Origin of the sequence: Ramlibacter sp. (assembly GCF_035627355.1) — a bacterium.
Lineage (GTDB): Bacteria > Pseudomonadota > Gammaproteobacteria > Burkholderiales > Burkholderiaceae_C > Ramlibacter.
Window position 1 is genome coordinate 33,137 of record NZ_DASPLW010000036.1, and the last position, 15,230, is coordinate 48,366.

The following is a 15,230-nucleotide window of genomic DNA, read 5'->3' on the forward strand; positions in this document are numbered from 1 at the left end:
GAGATCCATGAGCACCCACGACACCACCCGCCGCCGCCTGCTGGCCGGCGCCGCGGCCCTGCCGGTCGCCGGCCTGGCGCCGCTGGCCGCCTTCGCCGAGACCGCGCCGCTGACCATCGGCTGGTACCCCGGCCTGCTCGGCTCGTACTTCAAGCGCAGCTTCCTGGACACCTTCCCCCAGAACAAGGGCGCCAAGGTGGTGGAGTCGTTCGACAACGCGCGCTTCACGCAGATGCAGGCCAACCGCAACTCGCCCAGCCTGCACGTGGGCGTGTTCACCGACGTGCTGCTGCCGCTGATCGCCCGCTCGGGCCTGGTGGCGCAGCTGGACGAGAAGCTGGTCCCCAACCTGCGCGAGCTGGACCCGGCCGTCAAGCTGCCGGTGGGCCGCTACGCCGTGCCGGTCACCTACGGCACCTGGGGCATCGCCTACAACGCCGCCAAGGTCGGCAAGCCCATCACCGGCTGGGCCGACCTGCTGCGCGACGACCTCAAGGGCCACGTCTCGGCGCCCAACGTCACCTACAACTCCTCGATGTACACGCTGGATGCGATGGCCAGCCTCAAGGGCGGCAGCCTGCGCAACCCGGCGGCCGGCCTGGAGGCGCTGCACCAGGTGCGCACCCGCGGCCCGGGCCTGTGGGACCAGGAGAGCATCGCCGTCGGCTGGCTCAAGAGCGGCGAGATCTGGGCCACCCCCTACTTCAGCGGCAACGTGCTGGCGATGATGAAGGATCCCGACCTGGCCGACCTGAAGTTCTGCGTGCCCAGCGAAGGCGGATATGCGCTGCCCATGAGCGTGGCGCGCGTGCTGAACCCCTCGGCCGGCAACCTGCCGGATACCTTCATCAACCACATGCTGGGCGTGGAGGCGCAGGAGGCCTGGGGCCGCATCGGCAATGCCCGCCCCGTCAACGCCAAGGCCAGGGTCCCGGCCGAAGTGGCGGCCGCGGTGCCGACCGCCGACAAGCTGCGCCACCTGGACTGGAGCTTCTTCGCCGAGCAGCGCTCGGCCATCGTCGAACAGTGGAACAAGGTGGTGAACCGATGAAGCTGCAACGCAGACACGCCGTGGCGCTGGGCGCCTCCCTCCTGCTGGCCGCGGGCCTGCCCGCCCGGGCGCAGGGCAGCGCCGGCCGGTTCGTCGTGCCCTACGCGGCCGGCGGCACCGGCGACATGCTGTCGCGCGCCGTCGCCGAACGCATCGGCGCCGCGCTCGGCCGCACCATCGTGGTGGACAACAAGCCGGGCGGCGGCACCGTGATCGGCACCCAGGCCGCCCTGCAGGCGCCGGCCGACGGCCAGACGCTGCTGTTCGTCGCGGCCAGCTTCGTCATCCAGCCGCAGCTGCTGGCCAAGCCGCCCTACGACGCGCTGCGCGACTTCACCCCGGTCACGCTGATGGCGAGCAACCCGCACGTGCTGGTGGTGCACCCCAGCGTGCCGGCGAAGACGCTGCCCGAGTTCCTGGCCTGGGCGCGGGCGAACAAGGCGGCCTTCGCCTCCTTCGGCAACGGCTCCTCGGGCCACCTGGGCTTCGAGCTGTTCAAGAAGGCCGGCGGCTTCGACATGGTGCACGCGGCCTACAAAGGCAGCGCACCGGCCACGCAGGACCTGCTGGCCGGCACCGTGCAGGCCATGTTCGCCGACCTGCCGCAGGTGGTGAACCACGTGCGCGCCGGCAAGCTCAAGGCCATCGCCGTCGGTTCGGCCAAGCGCGATCCCGCGCTGCCCGACGTGCCCACGCTGGGCGAGGCCGGCCTGCCCGGCTTCCTGTCGCAGTCCTGGTACGGGGTGGTGGTGAAGTCCGGCACGCCGGCCGACGCCGTGCAGAAGCTTCAGGCGGCGATCACCGCGGCGCTCGCCGACCCGAAGCTGCGCCAGGCGCTGGAGCCCACCGGCCTGGAATTCATCGGCAGCAGCAGCGCCGAATTCGCCGACTTCCTGAAGTCGGAATCCGCTCGCTACGGCGAGGCGATCCGCATCTCCGGCACCAAGGCCCAGTGAGTGGCCGGGGGCCGCGGCGCGTCAGCGGCCCCTGCGCGCGGGCGAACCCATCGCCCGCGCGATCCCGCGCAGGATGTGGATCTCCTCCTCCGTGGGACGCGCTCGGTTGAACAGCTGGTTCAGGCGCGGCATCAGCTTCCTGGGCGCCTGCGGATCCAGGAAGCCGATCTCCACCAGCGCGCGCTCCCAGTGTTCCAGCATGCCCGCCACGGCCTGCGCATCGGCCGGCGAGGCGTCGGGCGCCGACGGCACCACCGGATAGCCCCCCAGCGCCAGCCGCCACTCGTAGGCGATCAGCTGCACCGCCGCGGCCAGGTTCAGGGAGCCGTACTCGGGCGCCGTCGGGATGGTCAGCGCCACGTGGCAGCGGTACACGTCCTCGTTGCGCATGCCGTAGCGTTCCGACCCGAACAGGAAGGCCACGCCGCCCGAACGCGATGCCAGCGCCGGCAGGTGCTCGCGCGGCGTCGACGTCGGCGGGCCGAAGTCGCGCGGGGTCATGGCGGTGGCGCACAGCGTGTCCATGCCCGCCAGCGCCTCGTCCAGCGTGGCAACCACGCGCGCGCGCTGCAGCACGTCGGTGGCACCGCTGGCGCGGTCGATGGCTTCCTGGCGCTGCAGCACGTCGGGCCAGCGCGGGTCCACCAGCACCAGGTCGTCGAAGCCCATCACCTTCATGGCACGGGCGACGGCGCCCACGTTGCCGGCATGGCTGGTCTGGATGAGGACGAAGCGGGTCTTCAAGGCGGGGCCGGTAAAATCGCCGCCATTGTCGCCGCCCGCATCGTCGGGGGCTCCCGCACCGACACAAGGTGCTGCTCTTCGAACACCCGCGCGCGGAACCCGAACGCCGTGGCGGGGTCCAGACAATCCATGTCGTCCAACCTGCATCCCATGCTCAACGTGGCCATCAAGGCCGCACGCGCCGCCGGCGCCATCATCAACCGGGCCGCACTCGACGTCGAGGCGGTGCGCATCTCGCAGAAGCAGGTCAACGACTTCGTCACCGAGGTCGACCACGCCAGCGAGAACGCCATCATCGAGACGCTGCTGACCGCCTACCCCGATCACGCGATCTGGGCCGAGGAGTCGGGCCAGCAGCACGGGCGGCAGGGCTCCGACTTCACGTGGATCATCGATCCGCTGGACGGCACCACCAACTTCATCCACGGCTTCCCGGTCTACTGCGTCAGCATCGCGCTGCGCGTGAAGGACCGCATCGAGCAGGCCGTGATCTACGACCCCACCCGCAACGACCTGTTCACCGCCACCCGCGGCCGCGGCGCTTACCTCAATGAGCGGCGCATCCGCGTGTCCAAGCGCACCGAGCTGTCGCGCTGCCTGGTCGCCACCGGCTTCCCGTTCCGCCCCGGCGACAACTTCAACCTCTACCTGCGCATGATGGCCGAGGTGATGCAGCGCACCGCCGGCCTGCGCCGACCCGGCGCCGCGGCGCTGGACCTGGCCTACGTGGCGGCCGGCTTCACCGACGGCTTCTTCGAGACCGGCCTCTCGCCCTGGGACGTGGCGGCCGGCTCGCTGCTGGTGACCGAGGCCGGCGGCCTGATCGGCAACTTCACCGGCGAGTCCAACTTCATGGAACAGCGCGAGTGCCTGGCCGGCAACCCGCGTGTGTACGGCCAGCTGGTGGCCTTGCTGGGCAAGTACAGCAAGTTCGCCTCGGCCGGCGAGAAGGCCAGCGTGCGGCAGGCGCCCGAGCTGGTGCCGCCACAGACGACGCCGACCACCCACCTGAGCGAACAACCCGACGACAAATCCGAATGAGCGAGGTCCTCTGGCGCGACCACTGGGTCGCCACGGCGCTGATGGCGCTGGCCGCCGTGCTGGCCGCACTGGTGGTGCACCACGTCCTGAGCCGGGTGCTGCAACGCGCCACGCGCGCCGCCCCCATCCTGAACGCCCTGCTGGTCAACTGCGAGGCCGCCGCGGGCGCCGCGCTGCCGCTGCTCGCGCTGCAGCTCGTGTGGCAGTTCGCGCCCGACTCCCTGCGCCTGATCCAGAACGTCCGGCACCTCAACGGACTGCTGCTGATCGCCGCGCTCACCTGGCTGGCAATGGCCGCGATCGAGGGCCTGGCGAAGGGCGTCATCGCCCAGCACCCGGTCGACGTCGAGGACAACATGCAGGCGCGCCGCGTGCACACGCAGGCGCGGGTGCTCTCGCGCAGCGCCATGGTGGTGGTGCTGATCGCCGGCGTGTCGATGGGGCTCATGACCTTCCCCGGCGCGCGCCAGGTCGGCGCCAGCCTGCTGGCCTCGGCGGGCGTGCTGGGCATCATCGGCGGCCTGGCGGCCCGGCCCGTGTTCAGCAACCTGATCGCCGGCCTGCAGCTGGCGCTGGCGCAGCCGATCCGGCTGGACGACGTGCTGATCGTGCAGGGCGAGTGGGGCCGGGTCGAGGAGATCACCGGCACCTACGTGGTGCTGCGTATCTGGGACGAGCGGCGGCTGGTGATCCCGCTGCAGTGGTTCATCGAGAACCCGTTCCAGAACTGGACCCGCACCAGCTCGCAGATCCACCAGGCGGTCTACCTGTACGTGGACTTCGCCACGCCGCTGGAGCCGCTGCGCGCGGAGCTGCAGCGCGTCGTCGAGGCCGCGCCCCAATGGGACGGCCGCACCTGCACGCTGGTGATCGTCGATGCCAACGAGCGGGCCATGAAGATCCGCGCCCTGGTCTCGGCCCGCGCGTCAGGACCGGCGTTCGAGCTCGGCTGCCTGGTGCGCGAGGCGCTGTTCGACTTCATGCGGCGCGAATACCCGCACTGCCTGCCGACCGTGCGGGAGATTCACCGGGTGAAGGAAGAGGAAACGGCTCCGGCCTGAGCCGGTGCCTGTCATTCCCGCGAAGGCGGGAATCCAGTGCTTCCGTCTTCGACGGTTTCAGGACGCCCTGAATCCCCGCCTCCGCGGGGATGACCAGGTCATTGGCGACGTGCGCACTTGCCTGCCGATGAAACTACTCCGTCCGCCCATTCCACGCCAGCGCCGGACCGCGCGGCGGGTGCTTGCGGAACGCCGAGACGTACAGCTGCCCGAAGAACAGCACGATGTTCAGCTTCTGGATGGCCTCGCGGTGCAGGCGCCAGACGTGCTGCAGCTGCGAGGGCTTGAGCCCGTTGGCCACCGAGTCGGCCATCTCGGCGCGCGCGGCAGTCGCGGCTTCCTGGGCCTTGGCGGCGGCACGGCTGGCGGCGCTGCAGATCACCTTGAGGTAGCCGAGCTGGTGCGCCGGGACTTCGACGAACTGGATCCTGTTGCCCGACATGGTCACGCCTCCCTGCGTCGTTCCGTCCGGATGCAGGCATGGTCGCCATCCCGGACGAGCAGGCCTGTAGGACGCCCGCCACGCCCGCTGTGGGCCGCCGTCACGGCGAGCCAACGATAATGGCCGACCGCTGTGCCAGCCTTCTCCGGCGCAGCCCCGCACGAGATCCCATGGACGAGCACCGAAACGCCGTCGCCAGCGCACCCGCCGCAGCCCACACCCCCATGATGGCGCAGTACCTCGCCATCAAGGCCCAGCACCCCGCCACCCTGGTCTTCTACCGGATGGGGGATTTCTACGAGCTGTTCTACGCCGACGCGGAGAAGGCCGCCCGCCTGCTGGACATCACGCTCACCCGGCGCGGCATGTCGGCCGGCGAACCGGTCGTGATGGCCGGCGTGCCCTTCCACTCGGTCGAGAGCTACCTCGCGCGCCTGATCCGGATGGGCGAATCGGTCGCCATCTGCGAGCAGGTCGGCGACGTGGGCGCCTCCAAGGGACCGGTGGAGCGCAAGGTGGTGCGCGTGGTCACCCCCGGCACGCTGACCGACACCGAGCTGCTGGCCGACAAGTCCGAAGCGGTGCTGCTGGCCGTGCACCAGGGATCGCGGCACCGCTGCGGCCTGGCCTGGCTGAGCGTGACCCAGGGCGTCCTGCAGCTGGCCGAGTGCGCCGGCGACGAGCTCGAGGCCTGGATCGCCCGCATCGCCCCCAGCGAGCTGCTGCACAGCGCGGACGTCACGTCCGCCTTCTCGCAGCGGCTGGCGGCGCTGCGCTTTGCCGGCAGCGTGTCGCTGACCGAGCGCCCGGCCTTCCAGTTCGATGCCGGCCTGGGCCTGCGCAAGCTGCTGGAGCAGCTCGGCGCCGCCACGCTGGCGGCCTGGGGCGCCGACGACCTCGTGCACGCGCACGCCGCCGCCGCGGCCCTGCTCAGCTATGCCGAGCACACGCAGGGCCGGGCCCTGTCGCACGTGCAGGGCCTGCAGGTGCAGCGCGACGACGAACTGATCGACCTGCCGATCGCCACCCGCCGCAACCTGGAGCTGGTGCAGACGCTCCGCGGGGAGGACTCGCCCACCCTGTTCTCGCTGCTGGACACCTGCATGACCGGCATGGGCAGCCGCCTGCTCAAGAGCTGGCTGCTGGAGCCGCGGCGCGAGCGCACGCAGGCGTTGGAACGGCTGGACGCCATCGACGCGCTGCGGGGCGGCGCCTGGCAGCCCCTGCGCGCCGAGCTCAAGGGCACGAGCGACGTGGAGCGCATCACGGCCCGCACCGCGCTGCGCCAGGTGCGCCCGCGCGAGCTGGTCGGCCTGCGGCTATCGCTGGACAAGGCCGCGCAGCTCTCGCGCGCGCTCGAAGGCGGCACCGAATTGCTCGAACGCCTGCGCGCCGACCTGGTCCCGCCGCCCGGTTGCGCCGAGCGGCTGGCCCGCACCCTGCTGGAGGAGCCGGCGGCGCTGGTGCGCGACGGCGGCGTGATCGCCCCCGGCCACGACGCCGAGCTCGACGAGCTGCGTGCCATCCAGGACAACGCCGATGGCTTCCTCGTGCAGCTGGAGCAGCGCGAACGCGAGCGCACCGGCATCGCCAACCTCAAGGTGCAGTTCAACCGGGTGCACGGCTTCTACATCGAGGTCACCCAGGGGCAACTCGACAAGGTCCCCGGCGACTACCGCCGCCGCCAGACCCTGAAGAACGCCGAGCGCTTCATCACGCCGGAACTCAAGGCCTTCGAGGACAAGGCGCTGTCGGCGCAGGAGCGGGCGCTGGCGCGCGAGAAGTGGCTGTACGAGCAGCTGCTGGACGAGCTGCAGCCGCACGTGCCGGCCCTCACCCGGCTCGCGCGCGCCCTCGCCTCGCTCGACGCGCTGTGCGCGCTGGCCGAACGCTCGCTCACGCTGGGCTGGTGCCGGCCGCAGTTCATGAAGGAGCCGGGCATCGAGATCACCCAGGGCCGCCACCCGGTGGTGGAGGCCCGCCTGGCCGAGACCTCCGGCGGCGCCTTCATCGCCAACGACACGCGGCTCGGTCCTAAGCAGCGCATGCAGGTCATCACCGGCCCCAACATGGGCGGCAAGAGCACCTACATGCGGCAGGTCGCGCTGGTCTGCTTGCTGGCGGCGATGGGCTCCTACGTGCCGGCAGCGTCCTGCCGGCTGGGGCCCATGGACGCCATCCACACGCGCATCGGCGCGGCCGACGACCTGGCCAACGCCCAGTCCACCTTCATGCTGGAGATGACCGAGGCGGCGCAGATCCTGCACGCCGCCACGCCGCAGAGCCTGGTGCTGATGGACGAGATCGGCCGCGGCACCTCCACCTTCGACGGGCTGGCGCTGGCCTCGGGCATCGCGGCCCACCTGCACGACCGGACCCAGGCCTTCACGCTGTTCGCCACCCACTACTTCGAGCTGACGGAGTTCCCGGCGAAGCACCACGCGGCCGTGAACGTGCACGTCAGCGCCACCGAATCGGACAGCGACATCGTGTTCCTGCACGAGATCCAGCCGGGGCCGGCCAGCCGCAGCTACGGCATCCAGGTGGCCCGGCTGGCCGGCATGCCGGCGGCGGTGGTCAACCATGCGCGCCATGCCCTGGCCGCACTGGAGAGCCAGCAGGAGCTGGCGCGCGAGCAGGTCGACCTGTTCGCGCCGCCGCCGCAGGCGGTCGAGCCAGGCCCGAGTCCGGCCGAAGCCGCCCTCGCGCAGCTCGATCCCGATACCATGAGTCCGCGCGAGGCACTCGATGCCCTGTATGCGCTCAAGAAGAAACTGGAGGCGCCATGACGTACTGTGTCGCCATCAAGCTCGACGCCGGGCTGGTGTTCCTGTCGGACTCGCGGACCAACGCGGGGGTGGACCATGTCAGCACCTTCCGCAAGATGACCGTCTACGAGCGGCCGGGCGACCGCTTCATGGTGCTGCAGAGCGCGGGCAACCTGTCGATCTCGCAGTCCATCCGCGAACTGCTGCCGGTGGAGCAGGTCAAGGACCCCGAGGGCGGCGAGCCGGTCACCATCTGGAACGCCCGCACCATGTTCGATGCGGCCCGCGTGCTGGGCCAGGCCGTGCGGCGCGTGCACGATCGCGATGCCGAAGCCCTGCGGGCGTCCGGCGTGGAGTTCAACGCCGCCCTGATCTTCGGCGGCCAGATCCGCGGCGAGGGCATGCGGCTGTTCCAGCTCTATTCCGCCGGCAACTTCATCGAGGCCACCTGCGAGACGCCCTATTTCCAGGTCGGCGAGGCCAAGTACGGCAAGCCGGTGCTCGACCGGGTGGTGCGCCCCGACATGCCGCTGGCGGAGGCCGCCAAGTGCGCGCTGGTGTCCATGGACTCGACCATGAAGTCCAACCTCTCGGTAGGCCCGCCGCTGGACCTGGTGGTCTACGAAGCCGACAGCTTCCGCAGCGACAAGCTGGTCAGCATCGACATGGCCAACCCCTACTTCCGCATGCTGCACACCAGCTGGGGCCAGAAGCTGCGCGAGGTCTTCGACGCGCTGCCCGACCCGGTGTGGGACGACGCCCAGGCCGGCACGCCGCTGAAAGTCCAGGAGCCGCAGCAAAGGCCGTTGGACAAGGTGACGGCGCAATGAGCGCGCGCCAGCGCGCTCGCGCGCCGTCATCCCCGCGCAGGCGGGGATCCAGTACAGCCCGCCGGGCGGGGCCATGTCGAAGCCCCATGCCGGTCATCCCCGCGAAAGCGGGGATCCAGGGCTTCCAGTAAAGGCTGGCAAGCGGACGCACTGGATTCCCGCCTCCGCGGGAATGACGACGTTTGAGATCGCGCCACTCCCGCGGCCGCCACAACAACAACCCATGTCCCTGATCGTCTTCTCCCACGGCAACAGCTTTCCCGCCGCCACCTACGGCGTCCTCTTCAAGCACCTGCGCTCGCGCGGCTTCCTCGTCAAGGCCGTCGACAAGTTCGGCCACGACCCGCGCTACCCGGTCACCAGCAACTGGCCGAACCTGGTCCAGCAGCTGCACGACTTCGCCGAGCGCGAGGTGCAGAAGGCCGGCGAGCCCGCCTTCCTGGTCGGCCATTCGCTGGGCGGCTTCCTGAGCGTGCTGTGCGCGGCGCGCCACCCGCAGCTGGCGCGCGGCGTGCTGATGCTCGACTCACCCTTGCTGGGCGGATGGAAGGCCACGGCAGTGGGCGCCGCCAAGCGCACCCAACTGGTGGGGTCGATCTCGCCGGGTCGCGTCAGCCGCGCGCGCAAGAACCGCTGGCCGAGCCGGGAAGCCGTGTTCGAGCACTTCCGCCACAAGCGCGCCTTCGCGCACTGGGACGAGCAGGTGCTGCACGACTACGTCAACCTGTGCACGCACGACGAGGACGGCGAGCGGGTCCTGAGCTTCGACCGCGACATCGAGACCGCGATCTACAACACGCTGCCCCACAACCTGCCGCAGGTGCTGGCCCGCCACCCCTTGCGCTGCCCGGCGGCCTTCATCGGCGGCTGCCAGTCGCAGGAACTCAAGCAGGTCGGGCTGGGGATGACCGAAAAGGTCACCCGGGGACGGATGATGATGATGGACGGCAGCCACCTGTTCCCGATGGAGAAGCCGCTCGCCACCGCCGCCGCCATCGAGGCGGCCCTGCGCTCGCTGGAGCACGGAAGCTGAAGCCGGCGGCCAGTCCGGCCGCGGTGCTCACTTGAATCTGGGGCGGTCCCGGTCCGGCTCGGGGTGGCCCCGGTAGTCGTTGCGGCGCAGGCGCTCCAGTGCGGTCGCCGCGCCCTTGCCCCAACTGCCGTCACCCGCCTCGGGTATCGGACTGGCGGGGCCTTGGGGCGCCCGATCCTGCTCAGCCGGCGCCAGAGCGCCGTCCCCTTGCTTGTGCTCCTTCATCCTTTCCGTCCTGGACCCGGGTTAAAGCGAAGTTCGTAACCCGATGGTGCATGTCAGGACCGCGCCGCCCTGTGGCCGCAGGCCGATGCCGCGGGTAGGACCACGCCTCGGAACCCCATCATTCGTGCCACTCGACCCAGCCCATGGCCGAAGTCAGCAGCACCACCACGCCGAACGCGATGCGGTACCAGGCGAACGGCGTGAAGCTGTGGCTGGAGATGTATCGCAGCAGCCAGCGCACGCACACCCAGGCGCTCAGGAACGAGAACAGCAGGCCGACCCCGAACAGCGGCAGGTCCTGCACGGACAGCAGCGCCCGCTCCTTGAACAGCATGTAGACGCCGGCCCCGATCAGCGTCGGGATGGCGAGGTAGAAGGAGAAGTCGGTCGCCGCCTTGCGCGAGAGTCCCAGCAGCATCCCGCCGATGATGGTGGCGCCGCTGCGGCTGGTGCCCGGGATCATGGCCAGGCACTGGACCAGGCCGACCTTGAGGGCGTCCCAGGCGCTCATCGCCTCCACCTCGTGGATGCGCACGCCGGCCTGCTGGCGCCGCTCGGCCCACAGGATCACCAGCCCGCCCACGATGAAGGTGGTGGCCACCACCCCCGGCGTGAACAGGTGCGCCTTGATGGCCTTGCCCAGCAGCAGCCCGAACGCCACCGCGGGTGCGAAGCCGATCGCCACGTTGAGGGCGAAGCGCTGCGCCTGGCGTTCGCTCGGCAGCGCCACGACGGTGGAGCGGATCTTCTGCCAGTAGACGATGATCACCGCCAGGATCGCGCCGGTCTGGATCGCGATGTCGAAGACCTTGGCCTTCTCGTCGTCGAAGCCCAGCAGGGCCCCGGCGAGGATCAGGTGGCCGGTGCTGGAGATCGGCAGGAACTCGGTCAGCCCCTCCACCACCCCCATGACTGCGGCCTTGGCCAGCAGGACGAGATCCACGCGCACTCCCTTGGACGAAAGCGGTGGATTATCGTTGGCTCAGCGGTCGGGCTCGGCGGTGGATGGCCCTATCGGCCCATGGATGTGTGACGGGAGGTTCTGCGGTTCCTACCCCGCCCGCAGCGCCTCCCGCAGCTGCGACGCGCACAACTGCACCGCCACGTTGGCTTCGTCCAGCACCTTGCCCATGGTGATGAAGCCGTGGATCTGGCGCTCGAAGCTCACCAGCGCGGCGCGGTTCCCGGCCTCGGACAGCTTCTGGGCATAGGCCACGCCCTCGTCTCGCAGCGGGTCGTAGCCGGCTGTCAGCACGAAGGCGGGCGGCAGGTTGGCGTGGTTCTCGTGCAGCAGCGGCGACATGCGCCAGTCCAGGTCCGCCTGCTGGTCGCCCACGTACAGGTCGTGGAAGTAGGTGATGGTGTCGCGCGTGAGCAGGTAGCCCTCGCCGTTGGTGGTGTGCGAGGGCCAGCCGCGGCGCTGGTCGGTGGCCGGGTAGATCAGCAGCTGGAAGGCGATGGGCAGCCCGCCGGCGCCGGCATCGCGCTCGGTCAGCGCCACCACCGCGGCGAGGTTGCCGCCCGCGCTGTCGCCGCCGACCGCCAGGCGCGAGGCGTCCAGCCCCAGCTCCTGCGCGTTCGCGTGGATCCAGCGCGTGGCGGCGATCGCGTCCTCCACCGCCGCCGGGTACCGGTGTTCGGGCGCCAGCCGGTAGTCCACCGACACCACCGCGCAGCCGGCGCCATTGCACAGCTCGCGGCACAGCACGTCGTGCGTATCCAGGTCGCCGATCACCCAGCCGCCGCCGTGGTAGTAGACCAGCACGGGCAAGGCCTGCCCGGAGTCGCTGCCCAGCGGGCGATACAGGCGCAAGGGGATCTCGCCGGCCTGCCCCGGCGCCGAGAGATTGCGCACCAGCCCGCATTCCGGCGGCTCCGGCTGCGTGACCGTGCGCCGCATGAGGTAGAACTCGCGCGCCTTCTCGTGCGGCAGGGTGTGCGTGGGCGGAATGCCCTTCTCCACCATCAGGCGCAAGAGGGCCTGGGCTTGCGGGTGCAGCATGGTCGTCTCCTCGGTCGTTCGGTCGACAAAGTCTGACACACACGAGTCCGGCGGACGGCCCGGCGCTGTCGCTGCCGGCACAGCCCGCTCCCGCCTGCCCGCGTTTCACGCCGCCCGGCCGGCATTTCGTCGCAGCCCGCTCGCGGCCCGCGCACCCGCCCGGCACAGTGCCAGCCATCGCAGCACCGACCGGAGCCCACCATGCAGATGACCCCCGTGATCGCCGTCCACATGACCGCCGCCCTGGGCGCGCTGGCCATAGGGCCCGTCGCGCTGTGGGCTCGCCGAGCCCGCACGCAGCGACCGCGCCTGCACCGCGCCTTCGGCTACGCCTGGGTCACGCTGATGATCGTCACCGCGGTGTCGGCCCTGTTCATCCGCGACCACGCCCTGCCCAACCTCGCCGGTTACACGCCCATCCACCTGCTGGTGCCCGTCACCCTGCTCGGCCTGTTCGGTGCGTTCTGGAAGCTGGCGCACGGCAACGTGCGCGGCCACAAGACCGTGATGCAGAACCCTGTACTTCGGTGCCTGCGTGGTCGCCGGCGGCTTCACCCTGCTGCCGAACCGCCAGCTGCTGTGGAGCAGCGTGGGCCTCGCCTGAATCCCCTGCCCCCCGAGAAAGGACCTCGCCATGAACCCCTCCGATACCCCCCGCGACGACCTCGATCGCCTCGCCCGCCGCCGCGCCGGCGCCAAGATGGGCTGGCTGGTGCACGCCCTGGTCTACGTCGCCGTCAACCTGTTCCTGGCGGCGCTGGCTGCCAGCAGCGGGCGCAACTGGGCGATCTACCCGGCCATGGGCTGGGGCCTGGGCCTCGCCGTGCACGGCGTGGTGGTGTACTTCGTCACCGGCGGCGCCGGCCTGTACCAGCAGCTGTTCGAGCGCGAGCGCGCTCGCCTGCAGGCGCAGCGCGAGCCCTGGTGAGCCGGCCGCCGGCGCAACCCTAGAATGCCCCGCACCATGCCCGCACCGCTGACCGACGAGGAGATCGACCGCCTGGCCCGCCGGCGCGCGGGCGCCAAGCTGGGTTGGTACATCCACGCGGCGGTGTACCTCGCCGTGAACCTGTTCCTGTTCGCGATCTCCGAGCACGGCTGGGGCGCGCGCCGCTGGACCTGGTTCCCGGCGCTCGGCTGGGGCCTGGGCCTGGCGCTGCACGGCATCAGCGTGTTCGTGCTGGGCGCGGGCGCCGGCCTGCGCGAGCGGCTGGTCCAGCGCGAGCGCGAGCGGCTGCTGCGCGAGCGCCGCGGCCCATGAGATTCGATCCGGTCGCCAAGCTGCAGAACCTGCTGCACGGGGCGGCCTTCTCCCTGGCCGTCGCGGCCGTCCTGGTCGCCTTCAATCCCGAGCAGCCCTATGCGCCGCCGCTGGTGTTCTCGCTGTGCATCGGCCTGCTGATCTGGGCCATCGTGGACCTCGGCCGCCACGCCTTCCCATCGGCGCGCGAGACCGGCTGGCCGCCGGGCCTCACCGGCCTGCTGCTGGTCGCCGGCGGCATCGCGGCCGGACTCGTGCTGGGCAGCACGCTGGCCGACCTGGTCTGCCGCACCTGGGACCTGTACGGCCCCGGCCACCTGCCCACTCGCGGCCATGCACTGCGCTCCTCCGCGCTGATCACGCTGGTTGCCGGGGTCACCGGCAGCTACTACTTCTACAGTCGCAGCCGCGGCGCCTGGCTGGAGCGGCAGATGCGCGAGTCGCGGCGCCAGGCCGACGACGCCCGGCTGAAGCTGCTGGAGACCCAGCTCGAGCCGCATATGCTGTTCAACACGCTGGCCAACCTGCGCGCGCTGATCGCCGTCGATCCGCCGCGCGCCCAGCAAATGCTGGACCACATGATCGCGTACCTGCGCTCCACGCTGGATGCGTCGCGCGCCACCACGCACCCGCTGCAGGCCGAGTTCGACCGGCTGCGCGACTACCTGGAGCTGATGGCCGTGCGCATGGGGGCCCGCCTGTCGTACCGCCTGCAGTTGCCGCCCGAACTGGCGCAGCGGGCCGTGCCTACGCTGCTGCTGCAGCCCCTGGTGGAGAACGCGATCCGTCACGGCCTGGAGCCGCAGGTGGCCGGTGGCCGGCTGGACGTCTCGGCCCGGCAGGACGGCGACGACCTGGTGTTGGACGTGCTGGACACCGGCGCGGGGCCGGGTGCATCGTCCGCTACGGGCAGCGGCTTCGGGCTGGCGCAGGTGCGCGAGCGCCTGGCCACGCTGTACGGGCCGGCCGGACGGCTGTCGCTGGAAGCGGCGCAACCTCAAGGCACCCGCGTGTCGATCCGACTGCCCCTCACCGCCCCATGAATGCCACCGCCCTGATCGCCGAGGACGAACCGCTGCTGGCGCAGGCGCTGCAGGCGGAACTGGCCCGCGCCTGGCCCGGCTTGGCCGTCGTGGCCGTAGTGGGCGATGGCGCGTCTGCCGTGCGCGAGGCCCTGGCCCGGCGCCCGGACGTGCTGTTCTTCGACATCCGCATGCCGGGCATGGATGGGCTGGATGCGGCGGCGCAGCTCGCGGACGAATGGCCGGCGGACGCGCCCTTCCCGGCGCTGGTCTTCGTCACCGCCTACGACCAGTACGCCGTGCAGGCCTTCGAAGCGCAGGCCGTGGACTATCTGCTCAAGCCGGTGCAGCCGGCGCGGCTGGCACGCACGGTCGCGCGGGTCCAGGAGGCGCTCGGCAAGCGCAAAGGCACCACCGGCGGGCTGGATGCCGCCGTCGAGCAGCTGAGGCACCTGCTTGCCCCAGTGCCGGCGGCGGCTGCCGCACCGCTTCGCATGATCCAGGCCGGCGTGGGCAGCGGCATCCGCATGGTGCCCATGGCCGAGGTGCTGGCCTTCGAGGCGGCCGACAAGTACGTGCGCGTGCTGACCGCCGGCCAGGAGTACCTGATCCGCACGCCGCTGAAGGACCTGCAGCCGCAGCTCGACCCGGCGGAGTTCTGGCAGGTGCACCGCGGCACCGTGGTGCGCGCATCCGCCATCGAAGCCGTGACGCGCGACGAGGCCGGCAAGCTGCACCTGGCACTGCGCGGCCGCCCCGAGCGCTGGAGCGTCAGCCGGCTGTACGCGCATCTG

The 15,230-nt window shown here is 71.0% G+C and carries 16 protein-coding genes and 1 pseudogene; 12 read left to right on the forward strand and 5 right to left on the reverse strand.

Annotation, left to right across the window (positions count from 1 at the left end; genetic code table 11):
• Nucleotides 1-7: 7 nt before the first annotated feature.
• Nucleotides 8-1,051 carry an ABC transporter substrate-binding protein gene (locus tag VEC03_RS09495; RefSeq protein WP_324914644.1) on the forward strand — a complete coding sequence of 348 codons (1,044 nt, stop codon included), beginning with the start codon at nt 8-10 and terminating at the stop codon, nt 1,049-1,051.
• A complete protein-coding gene (locus VEC03_RS09500) occupies nt 1,048-2,007 on the forward strand; it encodes a tripartite tricarboxylate transporter substrate binding protein (protein WP_324914645.1) in 960 nt (319 codons plus the stop codon). The genes VEC03_RS09495 and VEC03_RS09500 overlap by 4 nt, the downstream gene beginning before the upstream one ends.
• A 21-nt stretch (nt 2,008-2,028) precedes the next feature.
• On the opposite strand, the gene VEC03_RS09505 is transcribed toward VEC03_RS09500, so the two are convergent.
• Nucleotides 2,029-2,751, reverse strand: a complete 723-nt coding sequence (locus VEC03_RS09505) for an RNA methyltransferase (protein ID WP_324914647.1) — start codon at nt 2,749-2,751, stop codon at nt 2,029-2,031.
• A 129-nt stretch (nt 2,752-2,880) separates the two neighbouring features.
• On the opposite strand from VEC03_RS09505, the gene VEC03_RS09510 reads away from it, so the two are divergent.
• Both VEC03_RS09510 and VEC03_RS09515 read left to right on the forward strand, forming a co-directional pair.
• A complete protein-coding gene (locus tag VEC03_RS09510; protein ID WP_324914649.1) occupies nt 2,881-3,792 on the forward strand; it encodes an inositol monophosphatase family protein in 912 nt (303 codons plus the stop codon).
• Nucleotides 3,789-4,853 (forward strand): mechanosensitive ion channel family protein, encoded by a 1,065-nt coding sequence (locus VEC03_RS09515; protein ID WP_324914650.1) that lies wholly within the window; start codon nt 3,789-3,791, stop codon nt 4,851-4,853. The genes VEC03_RS09510 and VEC03_RS09515 overlap by 4 nt, the downstream gene beginning before the upstream one ends.
• Before the next feature lie 133 nt (nt 4,854-4,986).
• Here VEC03_RS09515 and VEC03_RS09520 read toward each other — a convergent pair whose 3' ends face one another.
• A complete protein-coding gene (locus tag VEC03_RS09520) occupies nt 4,987-5,295 on the reverse strand; it encodes a hypothetical protein (RefSeq protein WP_324914652.1) in 309 nt (102 codons plus the stop codon).
• Between the two features lie 170 nt (nt 5,296-5,465).
• Between VEC03_RS09520 and mutS the strand changes: the two genes are divergently transcribed.
• From mutS to VEC03_RS09535, 3 genes are all read left to right on the forward strand, one after another.
• Complete coding sequence (gene mutS / locus VEC03_RS09525) at nt 5,466-8,084, forward strand: DNA mismatch repair protein MutS (RefSeq protein ID WP_324914653.1); 2,619 nt, start codon at nt 5,466-5,468, stop codon at nt 8,082-8,084.
• Nucleotides 8,081-8,893, forward strand: a complete 813-nt coding sequence (locus tag VEC03_RS09530) for a proteasome-type protease (RefSeq protein WP_324914655.1) — start codon at nt 8,081-8,083, stop codon at nt 8,891-8,893. The genes mutS and VEC03_RS09530 overlap by 4 nt, the downstream gene beginning before the upstream one ends.
• A 223-nt stretch (nt 8,894-9,116) precedes the next feature.
• Nucleotides 9,117-9,926 carry an alpha/beta hydrolase gene (locus VEC03_RS09535; protein ID WP_324914656.1) on the forward strand — a complete coding sequence of 270 codons (810 nt, stop codon included), beginning with the start codon at nt 9,117-9,119 and terminating at the stop codon, nt 9,924-9,926.
• A 27-nt stretch (nt 9,927-9,953) separates the two neighbouring features.
• Here VEC03_RS09535 and VEC03_RS09540 read toward each other — a convergent pair whose 3' ends face one another.
• From VEC03_RS09540 to VEC03_RS09550, 3 genes are all read right to left on the reverse strand, one after another.
• Nucleotides 9,954-10,151 carry a hypothetical protein gene (locus VEC03_RS09540; RefSeq protein WP_324914657.1) on the reverse strand — a complete coding sequence of 66 codons (198 nt, stop codon included), beginning with the start codon at nt 10,149-10,151 and terminating at the stop codon, nt 9,954-9,956.
• Between the two features lie 118 nt (nt 10,152-10,269).
• The gene (locus VEC03_RS09545) at nt 10,270-11,094 is read right to left on the reverse strand and encodes an undecaprenyl-diphosphate phosphatase (protein WP_324914658.1); all 825 of its coding nucleotides are present in this window, start codon (nt 11,092-11,094) and stop codon (nt 10,270-10,272) included.
• A gap of 108 nt (nt 11,095-11,202) precedes the next feature.
• Nucleotides 11,203-12,153, reverse strand: a complete 951-nt coding sequence (locus VEC03_RS09550; protein WP_324914660.1) for an alpha/beta hydrolase — start codon at nt 12,151-12,153, stop codon at nt 11,203-11,205.
• Between the two features lie 201 nt (nt 12,154-12,354).
• On the opposite strand from VEC03_RS09550, the pseudogene VEC03_RS09555 reads away from it, so the two are divergent.
• From VEC03_RS09555 to VEC03_RS09575, 5 genes and pseudogenes are all read left to right on the forward strand, one after another.
• A pseudogene (locus VEC03_RS09555) lies at nt 12,355-12,757 on the forward strand (DUF2306 domain-containing protein).
• 30 nt (nt 12,758-12,787) lie between these two features.
• Nucleotides 12,788-13,081: a 2TM domain-containing protein gene (locus VEC03_RS09560; protein ID WP_324914661.1), complete on the forward strand. Its 294-nt coding sequence runs from the start codon at nt 12,788-12,790 to the stop codon at nt 13,079-13,081.
• Nucleotides 13,082-13,117: 36 nt separating this feature from the next.
• A complete protein-coding gene (locus VEC03_RS09565; protein WP_324914662.1) occupies nt 13,118-13,414 on the forward strand; it encodes a 2TM domain-containing protein in 297 nt (98 codons plus the stop codon).
• A complete protein-coding gene (locus VEC03_RS09570; protein ID WP_324914663.1) occupies nt 13,411-14,457 on the forward strand; it encodes a sensor histidine kinase in 1,047 nt (348 codons plus the stop codon). Before VEC03_RS09565 ends, VEC03_RS09570 begins: the two co-directional genes overlap by 4 nt.
• Nucleotides 14,454-15,230 (forward strand): LytTR family DNA-binding domain-containing protein (locus VEC03_RS09575; protein WP_324914665.1); only part of this gene is annotated, 777 nt, incomplete at its 3' end. The genes VEC03_RS09570 and VEC03_RS09575, both read left to right, overlap by 4 nt.